This is a genomic window from Pseudomonas sp. BF-R-19, from assembly GCF_019956445.1.
In the GTDB taxonomy this organism is placed as follows: Bacteria; Pseudomonadota; Gammaproteobacteria; order Pseudomonadales; family Pseudomonadaceae; genus Aquipseudomonas; species Aquipseudomonas fluorescens_BH.
The window spans coordinates 1-10,334 of record NZ_JAHBDN010000117.1 but is presented as its reverse complement, the minus strand read 5'-3'; the positions used below and the strand labels follow the sequence as shown (position 1 = coordinate 10,334).

The following is a 10,334-nucleotide window of genomic DNA, read 5'->3' as shown; positions in this document are numbered from 1 at the left end:
CCGCGTTGAACCCGGTAATGGTCAGGGTGCTGCCCAACGGGGTGGTGATCGATTGCGGGAATCCGGCGGCCACGCCACCGGTGACCACGGCGATGCCGCCGACGGTCAGGGTCGTGACACCGTCGAGCGCAGCAACGGTGAAGGTCCCGCTCTGGGTCAACGCCGTGGAGTCCGGTGCGCTGCCGTCGCTGAGGTTTTTCTCGAAAACGGTGAGCTCGCCACCCTGAGCGTTCAAACCGCCAATCGTGATCGAGTCATCGTTGTTGTGGATCTGCAGCACCAGGTTCGCGTTTCTGCTGTCGCCGTCCGAATCGGTGAGGGTGTAGGTGAAGGATTCGCTGCCATTGCCACTGCCGTGCAGGGCTATGAAATCGGCATCGCTGGTGTTCAGCGTGTAGGTGTAAGTGCCGTTGGCATTGAGCACCAGGGTGCCGTAAGTGCCGGTGAACGTACCCGGGGTGATCGGTCCGGCATTTTCCCCGACCGTTACCTGGTCGGCGCCTTGCACGTCATTGCTCAGCACGTTGCCGTTGAGGGTCAGCAGGGTTTCCGAGGCGGTACTGGTGTTGCTGTCGTCCACGCCATTGGGCAGGTCGTCGACGATGTTCACGTCCAGCGAACCAGTCGCGGTGGTGCCGTTGTCGTCGACCACGGTCACGGCGAACTGCTCTGGTAAAGTGTTGGCGTCGTTGGCGGTCGGGTGTACTTCGTTATCGTTGAGGGTGTAGCTGTAGCTGATCACCCCGGTCGCGGCGTTGAACCCGGTGATGGTCAGGGTACTGCCCAACGGTGTGGTGATCGATTGCGGGAAGCCGGCGGCCACGCCGCCGGTGACCACGGCGATGCCGCCGACGGTCAGGGTCGTGACACCGTCGAGCGCAGCAACGGTGAAGGTCCCGCTCTGGGTCAACGCCGTGGAGTCCGGTGCGCTGCCGTCGCTGAGGTTTTTCTCGAAAACGGTGAGCTCGCCACCCTGAGCGTTCAAACCGCCAATCGTGATCGAGTCATCGTTGTTGTGGATCTGCAGCACCAGGTTCGCGTTTCTGATGTCACCGTCCGAATCGGTGAGGGTGTAGGTGAAGGATTCGCTGCCATTGCCACCGCCATGCAGGGCTTTGAAGTCCGCATCGCTGGTGTTCAGCGCGTAGGTGTAAGTGCCGTTGGCGTTGAGCACCAGGGTGCCGTAAGTCCCGGTGAAAGTGCCTGGGGTGATCGGGCCGGTGTTTTCTCCGACCGTCACGCGGTCGGCGCCTTGCACGTCGTTGCTCAGTACGTTGCCGTTCAACGTCAGCAGGGTTTCAGAAGCGGTACTGGCGTTGCTGTCGTCTACGCCATTGGGCAGGTCGTCGACGATGTTGACGTCCAGTGAACCAGTCGCGGTGGTGCCGTTGTCATCGACCACGGTCACAGCGAACTGCTCAGGCAAAGTGTTGGCGTCGTTGGCAGTCGGATGGGCTTCGTTATCGTTGAGGGTGTAGCTGTAGCTGATCACCCCGGTCGCCGCATTGAACCCGGTAATGGTCAGCGTGCTGCCCAACGGCGTGGTGATCGACTGCGGGAAGCCGGCGGCCACGCCACCGGTGACCACGGCGATGCCGCCGACGGTCAGGGTTGTCACGCCATCGAGGGCGGCGACGGTGAAGGTGCCGTTCTGGGTCAACGCCGTGGCATCCGGTGCGCTGCCGTCGCTAAGGTTTTTCTCGAAGACGGTCAACTCGCCGCCCCCAACACTCAAACCGTCAATCGTGTCCGGGTCATCGTTGTTGTGAATCTGCAGCACCAGGTTCGCGGTGCTGCTGTCGCCATCGGCGTCTGTCAGCGTATAGGTGAAGGTTTCAGTGCCGTCGCCACCACCGTGCAGCGCCTTGAAGTCGGCATCGCTGGTGTTCAGCGTGTAGGTGTAAGTGCCGTTGGCGCTGAGCACCAGGGTGCCGTAAGTGCCGGTGAAGGTGCCCGGGGTGATCGGGCCGGTGTTTTCGCCGAGCGTCACGCGGTCGGCGCCTTGCACGTCGTTGCTCAGTACGTTGCCGTTGAGCGTCAGCAGGGTTTCCGAGGCGGTGCCATTGTTGTCATCGACTGCTTTGGGCACGTCGTCGATGATGCTGATATCCAGCGTAGCGGTAGCGCTGTCGCCATTGCTGTCGATGGCCACCACGGTGACGTGTTCGGCAAGACTATTGGCACCCTCGCCGCTTGCGTGGGATTCGGCACGGTTGAGGGTGTAGCTGTAACTGACCACGCCCGTGGCCGGGTTGTAACTGGTGACGGTCAGCGTGCTGCCCAGCGGAGAGGTGATCGACTGCGGGAAACCTGCCGCCACGCCGCCGCTGATCAAGTTGATCGCGCCGATGCTGAGGCTGCTCAGCCCGTCTGGCGCATTGATGGTGAAGGTGCCGCTTCGCGTCAGCGAGCCTTCGCTCCTCGCCGAACCGTCGGCCAGGTTGGCTTCATTGACGGTCCGCTCGCCGTTCTGCTCCGACAGGCCGTCGAAGGTGACCGGATTGTCCGGCACTTGCGGAACCACCGGCGGCACCACAGGAGCATCGGCCGCGACAACGTTGTCCGGATTAACGTTCAGGCGTTCTTCGGGAAGTTCGGGAATGCCATTGAACCCGGCAGTGGGGAAGCCGATGATCGGATCGACTCGCCCGCCCACTTCTTCGAGCAGGACGAAACTATGGCCACTGCCCTGGACGCCGCCCGGTACACCGGTAGTCGTGGCGGGCCCGGCAGCGGTGGCTTCAGCGGTTTGGGTCGGGTCATCGCCCGCCGCAATGGCTTTTTGCAGCTGTTCGACATCGGTCAGTTGCGCTTCGCTCGGCGTCAGCGCTTCAGGCGAGTTCACATGGGGTATCTGATTGGCGAGTAACTGCGGCGTCATCTGCATGCTGCTGCCGCGCCCGAGGGTCAGTTCCTGGCCATTTTGCAGATGCACCGCCACGGCGCCTTCAGCGCCGGTGCTCAGTTGGTCGCCGGCAAACAGCCGGTCCCCCTCGACCAAAGCACGCCGGGAGCCGTCGCTCGCGACCGCGAACACCTGACCGATGACCTTACTGACGATACCAATGAGCGTAGCCATGTGCACTTCCTCCGCTGCCAACCACTGTCGGCAGCTTGTTTGTGCGAAGAACGTGCTCATGGCTCAAGCGGGTTGTCTGGCGGATCGTGTTGCGGGTGCCGGTTTACTTGAGTAAGCCGTGGCCCCGGCAACGATCTCGCCCAGCCAGTCGCTCACGGCGCTGTTTACGATTTCGGGAAAAACCCTCTGCAATCAATGGCATCGGATCCCTGTTCGCAACAACCTTGCCTGTGAGCGGTGCGTAACGATCTTGAATCACTCAAGTGACAAAAAACCGTCACCTTCAGATCGCTCGCGTCCCTCCCCTCCAGCACTTCTCCGCTCTTTGTCGATAAGTGGATTGGAACTTTCCTCAAACCCCGACGAGCGCCCTAGAGCTCGTAAAACAAGGGCTTTCGAATTGAACAATGTGCTGGATTTTGCAGAGCGCATAAGTTTTTTTTGACATACCGGTTATGAAAAAAATTTCTTAGCTACGCTCCAGAATGTTCTTAGCTCTTTTGTTAAAGATGTGAAACAACTTTACCTATAAATATCGTCAAATAATTGGCGACTGATAAGCACCACCAGGAATCAGGGAGATGTACCATGCGCCTATTAACCCCCCTCTGCAGCGCGGTTCTTTTGGCCATGGCCTGCTCGTCCCAGGCTCAGGCCATGACGCTGACCGAGGCAATCCAGAGCACCATCGCGACCCATCCGGAACTGGCATCACGGGTGGACAGCCGCCTGTCGGCGGATGAGGACGTGAAGGTCGCCAAAGGGGGCTTTTATCCATCGGTTGATTTGAACGCGGCCTACGGGCGCGGGTACAGCGATAACACCAATACCCGCGCGTTCGGCAATCACAACACCGAAACCCTCAACTACACCCAGTCGGAACTGCGCCTGCGGCAAATGCTCTTCGACGGGTTCAACACCGCCAATGAAGTCGGGCGCACCCAGGGCGTGGTCAACTCGCGAGCCTATTACGCTCAGGGTACGGCTCAGGATCTGGCCCTGCGCACCACCGAGGTTTACCTCGAAGTCCTCAAGCGCCGCGAACTGGTGACACTGGCCAAAAACAACCTGCAAGCGCACTTGCGGGTCAACGACCAGATCGGCCTGCGCACCGAGCGCGGTGTGGGCAGCAACGCCGATGCCGATCAGTCCTCGGCTCGCCGGGCATTGGCAGAAAACAACCTCGACACCGCCGAAGTCGATCTGGCGGATGCCGAGTCGAATTTCTACGCCGTTGTAGGGCGCCTGCCCGATGAGCTCGAAACCCCGCCGTCGATTCGCGGTGAAGTCCCTTCCACCCTGCCCGAAGCCCAGCAGAGCATGGTGGAGAACAACCCTTACCTGAAGTCCGCCCAGGCCGACGTGCAATCGGCCGAAAGCCAGTACGAAGTCGCCAAGTCGCCGTTCTACCCTCGCCTCGACGCCGAGGCCGCCGTGGGTGCGAACAACAACGTGCAGGGTGACGAAGGCCACGACAACGAATGGCGGGTCGGCGTGGTGATGAACTACAACCTGTTCCGCGGTGGCAGCGACAAGGCGCGCCTGGCCTCCGACGCACACAAGATCAACCAGGCCATGGACATCCGCAACAACGCCCTGCGCCAGTTGAACGAAAACATCCACCTGGCCTGGAACGCCATGGTCAATGCCAAAAAACAAACCCCGACCGCCCGTGAATACGCCGACACCAGCAAGCGCGTACGCGTGGCCTATCAGGATCAGTTCGGTCTCGGTCAGCGGACCCTGCTCGACCTGCTCGACAGTGAAAACGAACTCTACAACGCCAACCGTCGCTACACCGAGGTGCGCTACACCGAAGAGTTTTCGATGTACCGTGTACTGGCGAACATGGGCCAGTTGCTGAGCAAGCAACGGGTCGTACTGCCCGCCGATGCCATCGCCCAGACAGAAGTGAAAAACGAAGCGCGTCTGCCTGATCTGAAGTAGTGCACGGGAGCGTTCAATGACCAGCATGGAACCCGGCAACACCGGTGTCGATCCGCGCCTGAGCTTCGATGACCCGCTTCTGGACGGTCTGTTGATCCTCTGCAAACTCCACGGCGCGACGGTCAGTCGCGCCAGCCTGAGTGCCGGGCTCCCCATGGCACACCAACGCCTGAGCCTGGACCTGCTGCCCCGTGCAGCGGCCCGGGCGGGTTTGCAGGCGCGCTTGCTGCGTCGTGACCTCAAGGATATCTCCGCGCTCAACCTGCCCGTGCTGCTGTTGTTGAACAACGGTCGCACGGCCGTCCTGCGTCGTTATGGCGAGGACGGCAAGGTGCTGATCCTGCCCAGTGAAGCCGACGGCGGCGAACAATGGCTCAGCCCTGAGGAGCTGGCCGAGCACTACAGTGGCCAGGCGTTGTTTGCCCGGCCGCGCCACGAACTCGAAGACTTGCGCTCGCCGCTGGTGCCACGGGTCAAGGCCTGGTTTCGCGATACGCTAAAGCTGTCGAAATGGCTGTACAGCGATGCGATCCTGGCGAGTTTCCTGATCAACCTGCTCGGGCTGATGGTGCCGCTGTTCGTGATGCAGACCTACGACCGCGTGGTGCCGAACCAGGCCACCTCAACCTTGTGGGTGCTGGCGATCGGTCTGCTGATCGGCACCGTTTTCGAACTGGTGCTGCGGGTCGTGCGCGCGCACTTGCTGGATACCGCCGGCAAGAAAACCGATGTGATCCTGTCGGCCACCCTGTTCGAGCGCATCACCGGCATGGCGATGAAAGCGCGACCGGCGACCATCGGTGGCTTCGCCCAAAGCATTCATGACTTCCAGGGCCTGCGGGAGTTTCTCACCGCCGTGACCCTCACCAGCCTGATCGACCTGCCCTTCTGCCTGCTGATGCTGCTGGTGATCGGCCTGCTCGGTGGCTGGCTGGTGGTGATCCCGATACTGGCGTTTCCCATCACCATCATCTTCGCCATGGTGATCCAGGTGCGCCTGCGCGATACCGTGCAGAAAAGCCTCAGCCTCGGCGCCGAACGCCAGGCACTGTTGATCGAAACCCTCAGCGGCCTGGAAACCCTCAAGGCCTGCAGTGCCGAAAGTGAACGCCAGCACAAATGGGAAAGCACCCACGGCGCCCTGACCCGCCTCGACAGCCACGCGCGCAACCTCTCGGCCCTGGCCACCAACGGCACGCTGTTCATCCAGCAACTGTCCGGCATGGCAACCATCGTCGCCGGGGTCTACAGCATCATCGCCGGCAACCTCAGCGTCGGCGCCCTGGTGGCCAGCTACATGCTCTGCAGTCGGGTGCTGGCACCACTGGGACAGATCGCCGGCCTGATCACCCGCTACCAGCAAGCGCAACTGACCATGAAAAGCACCGACGCGTTGATGGGCCTGCCCCAGGAGCGCGACGCCAGACAACGGCCGCTGGAGCGCACCCAACTGCAAGGTGCGCTGGATGTTGTCGGCGTGACCTTTCACTACAACGGCCAGAGTTCTCCCGCCCTGGCCAATGCCAGCTTCAGTGTGAAACCCGGTGAGCGCATCGGCATCATCGGCCGCAGCGGCTCAGGCAAAAGCACCCTGGCGCGACTGGTAATGGGGTTCTATGAACCGGATGAAGGCCAGCTGCTGCTCGATGGCCTGGACCTGCGGCAACTGGACGTCGCCGACCTGCGCCATCAAATCGGCTACGTCGCCCACGACCTGCCGCTGCTGGCCGGCAGCCTGCGCGACAACCTGACCCTCGGCGCGCGCTATATCAGCGACACACGCATGCTCGAAGTAGCGGAAATGACCGGCGTCACCGAACTGGCCCGGCAACACCCGCAAGGCTTCGACCGGCCCGTGGGCGAACGCGGGCAACTGTTGTCCGGCGGCCAGCGCCAGGCCGTATTGATGGCCCGGGCGATGTTGCTCGACCCGCCGATCATGCTGCTCGACGAACCCACCAGCGCCATGGACAACAGCAGCGAAGACGTCCTGCGGCAAAAACTTCACGGCTGGGTCCAGGGCAAAACCATCCTGCTGGTGACCCACCGCACCTCGATGCTGAGCCTGGTGGACCGGTTGGTGGTGCTGGACAACGGACGGATCGTCGCCGACGGTCCGAAAGAGGCGGTCATCGATGCACTGCGCAAGGGCCGTGTCGGCTCTGCGGCCGTCTAGGAGTCGTCCATGTCTGCCGATCAAGGATCCCGTGGCTACTTCGACAGTTTCAGCAAAAGCGCCGAAACCGAATTCATGCCGGAAACTGCCGGTGCATCGTTGCAGGATTCGCCGCGCTGGTCGCGGGTTACCGTGTGGCTGGCGGCCGCGCTGGTGGTCAGCGCACTGCTCTGGGCCAAATTCGCCGTGTTGCAGGAAGTGACCATGGGCGAAGGCAAGGCGATTCCGTCGAGCAAGGTCCAGGTGATCCAGAACCTGGAGGGCGGCATCGTCACTGAAATTTTCGTCCGTGAAGGACAAATGGTGAACAAGGGCGACACCTTGCTGCGCCTGGATGACACCCGCTACCTGTCGAACAAGGGCGAAAGCGAAGCCGATCGTTATGCCTTGACCGCACAGGTCGAACGGCTTTCAGCCGAAGCCGAAGGCCGGCCGTTCAAGCTGTCGGAAGAAGTGATCGCCAAGGCCCCGCAAGTGGCCGAAGACGAGCGCTCGCTGTACGAGCAACGGCAACGGCGCCTGGCCAGCGAGCAGCGCACCCTGACCGAGCAACTTCGGCAAAAAACCCAGGAGTTGGCGGAGTTTCGTTCAAAACAGGGGCAGTTCAGCTCCAGCCTGGCGTTGCTGCAACAGGAAATGAACATGTCCACGCCACTGGTGGGCACCGGCGCGGTATCACCGGTGGAAATACTGCGGCTCAAACGCAGCGCCGTGGAGATTCGCGGCTCATTGAACGCCACCACCCTGGCGATTCCACGGGCCGAGTCGGCGATCAACGAGATCAAAAGCAAGATCGACGAGTCGGAACAAACCTTCCGCTCGGAAGCCGCCAAAGAGCTGAACGAGAAACGCACCGACCTGTCGAAAATCACGGCCTCGAGCATTGCCATCGACGACCGCGTGACCCGTACCACCGTGGTCTCGCCGGTGCACGGCATCATCAAGGTGTTGAAGGTCAACACCATCGGCGGCGTGGTCCAGCCCGGCAGTGACATGGTGGAAATCGTGCCGCTGGAAGACAACCTGCTGATCGAAGCCAAGGTCCGCCCGCAGGACGTTGCATTCCTGCATCCGGGCCAGAAAGCCATGGTCAAGTTCAGTGCCTACGACTACACCATTTACGGTGGCCTGAGCGCCAAACTGGAGTTGATCGGCGCCGACACCATCACCGACGACAAAGGCAACAGCTTCTATCTGATTCAGGTGCGTACCGACAAAAACCATTTGGGCGGGGATGTGAAACCACTGCTGATCATCCCGGGGATGGTGGCGACGGTGGACATTATTACCGGGGAGAAAACGGTGCTGGATTACTTGCTTAAACCGGTGCTCAAGGCTCGGACCGAGGCGATGCGGGAAAGGTAGTCTTTTTCAGAAGTTGTGGTGATTGAACCGACCCCATCGCGGGCAAGCCCGCTCCCACAGTTGATCGCATTTCTCCTGAAGGAACTCGGTCGAATGTGGGAGCGGGCTTGCTCGCGAAGAGGCCGGCACATACAACGATTACCTCTCGGCATGATTACGCTGGTAAACCTCCTCCCCCATCGCCGCAATCTGCCCCTCGATCAATGCCTCGAACGGCTTCAGCAACGGCGCAAACGTCGCCGGCGCTTCGAGAGTTTCCAGCGCCTGCACAATCGCCTCCACCGTCGACAACGCTCCCGGCCCCGGCGCCTTGCGCAGGCGATAGCGGGACACACCGCCCTCGGCCAGCGTCACCCTCGGCAGCGCCGCCAGCAGCGGATTGAGGTGCAGCATCTTGCGCGCCTTGCGCCAGGTGCCGTCGGGAACCACCAGCAGCAAGGGGTCGTCCGTCGCGGCACAAGCCTGCATCGGCTGGGCATCTTCGCCGGGAAACAGCAACCGCGCCCGATACCCCGGCTGATTCAACAGCGCCGGCAAATCCTCGAACACCTCGCCGACGATCAACTCGGCATTCTTCAACCCAAGCGCCGCCAGACGCGCGGTGTTCAACGCATGATTCACTTCGCTCGGATGCTGCAACAACAGTATCCGGGTGCGGCTGTCGAGGCTGGGAATCAACGGGCACAGGCAATGAGTTTGCGGGCGCAGGCAACGCGGACATTGAATTCTTGACATCGTCTTTACGCCTGATTCAGTTGTGCTTTGAGCAGATCACGGAAGGTCTGGATCAGCGGCTCGCGGCTACGCCCCCGACGCACGATCATCGAGAACGGCGCCTGATAACCGAAGGTCGCCGGCAGCAACACCCGCAAGTCACCCTTGTCGGCCCATGCCTGGGCGTAGTGCTCCGGCAGGTAGCCGATGTAGGCGCCGGACAGCACCAGAATCAACTGGGCTTCCATACTTTCTACCGTCGCGGCACTGTGCTTGAAACCGTGGCGCGCCAGTTCGGCCTGGCTCCAGTAGCCACGACCGACCATGCGCTGCTGGGTGATGACTTGCTCGGGAATGCGCCGCTCGTTGAACAGCGGATGCCGCGTGCTGCAATACAACCAGTGTTGTTCACGGTACAGCGGCATGTACACCAGGCCGCTCATGCGCGTGGAAAACGCGCCGATGGCCAGGTCGAGGCGGTTGTCCTGCACGCCGAGTTGCAATTCGTAAGGGCTCATCACCGACAGGTGCAAGTGCACGGCCGGGTGTTCCTGGCTGTAGGCGCCGATGGCCTCGGCGAACGGCAGGGCCTTGTCACTGACGGTGGAATCGATCACCCCGAGGTTCAAGGTACCGCGCAACTCGCCCTTGAGGGCGGCGGCGTACTGCTCGAAGCCTTCGAGTTCGCCCAACAGACGCAGGGTTTCCTGATGGAACAGCTCGCCCTTGCTGGTCAGGCTGAAACCGCCACGGCCGCGATGGCACAGCACCAGGCCGAGAGCTGCTTCGAGCTGACTCATGTAGGTGCTGATGGCCGACGTCGAGAGATTGAGCTCCTGCTGGGCGTTGGCGAACCCCTGATGGCGCACCACACTGACGAAGATGCGCAATAGTTTCAGGTCGGGTAAAGCGTTGGCCATGGAAATGCTCCGATCTCGGGGTAACGCACACCGCTGAAGGTAATGAAGATCATTGTGGGAGCGAGCTTGCTCGCGATAGCGGTGGGTCAGTCAATATTGATGTTGACTGACCCACCGCTATCGCGAGCAAGCT

General features: G+C 61.5%; 6 protein-coding genes. 3 read left to right on the top strand and 3 right to left on the bottom strand.

Annotation, left to right across the window (positions count from 1 at the left end):
• Positions 1–3,079 (bottom strand): retention module-containing protein (locus KGB28_RS30395; RefSeq protein WP_223449125.1); only part of this gene is annotated, 3,079 nt, incomplete at its 3' end.
• 588 nt (positions 3,080–3,667) lie between these two features.
• Here KGB28_RS30395 and KGB28_RS30390 point away from each other — a divergent pair.
• From KGB28_RS30390 to KGB28_RS30380, 3 genes are read left to right on the top strand one after another with little or no spacing between them, the layout of a single operon-like run.
• Positions 3,668–5,026, top strand: coding sequence for a TolC family outer membrane protein (locus tag KGB28_RS30390; protein ID WP_223449124.1), 1,359 nt, complete (start codon positions 3,668–3,670; stop codon positions 5,024–5,026).
• 16 nt (positions 5,027–5,042) lie between these two features.
• Positions 5,043–7,202, top strand: a complete 2,160-nt coding sequence (locus KGB28_RS30385) for a type I secretion system permease/ATPase (protein ID WP_223449123.1) — start codon at positions 5,043–5,045, stop codon at positions 7,200–7,202.
• Positions 7,203–7,211: 9 nt separating this feature from the next.
• Positions 7,212–8,567 (top strand): HlyD family type I secretion periplasmic adaptor subunit, encoded by a 1,356-nt coding sequence (locus KGB28_RS30380; RefSeq protein ID WP_223449122.1) that lies wholly within the window; start codon positions 7,212–7,214, stop codon positions 8,565–8,567.
• 138 nt (positions 8,568–8,705) lie between these two features.
• On the opposite strand, the gene KGB28_RS30375 is transcribed toward KGB28_RS30380, so the two are convergent.
• Positions 8,706–9,302, bottom strand: coding sequence for a tRNA-uridine aminocarboxypropyltransferase (locus tag KGB28_RS30375; protein ID WP_223449121.1), 597 nt, complete (start codon positions 9,300–9,302; stop codon positions 8,706–8,708).
• A 5-nt stretch (positions 9,303–9,307) separates the two neighbouring features.
• Positions 9,308–10,201: a LysR family transcriptional regulator gene (locus tag KGB28_RS30370; RefSeq protein ID WP_007972518.1), complete on the bottom strand. Its 894-nt coding sequence runs from the start codon at positions 10,199–10,201 to the stop codon at positions 9,308–9,310.
• Between the last annotated feature and the right edge of the window lie 133 nt (positions 10,202–10,334).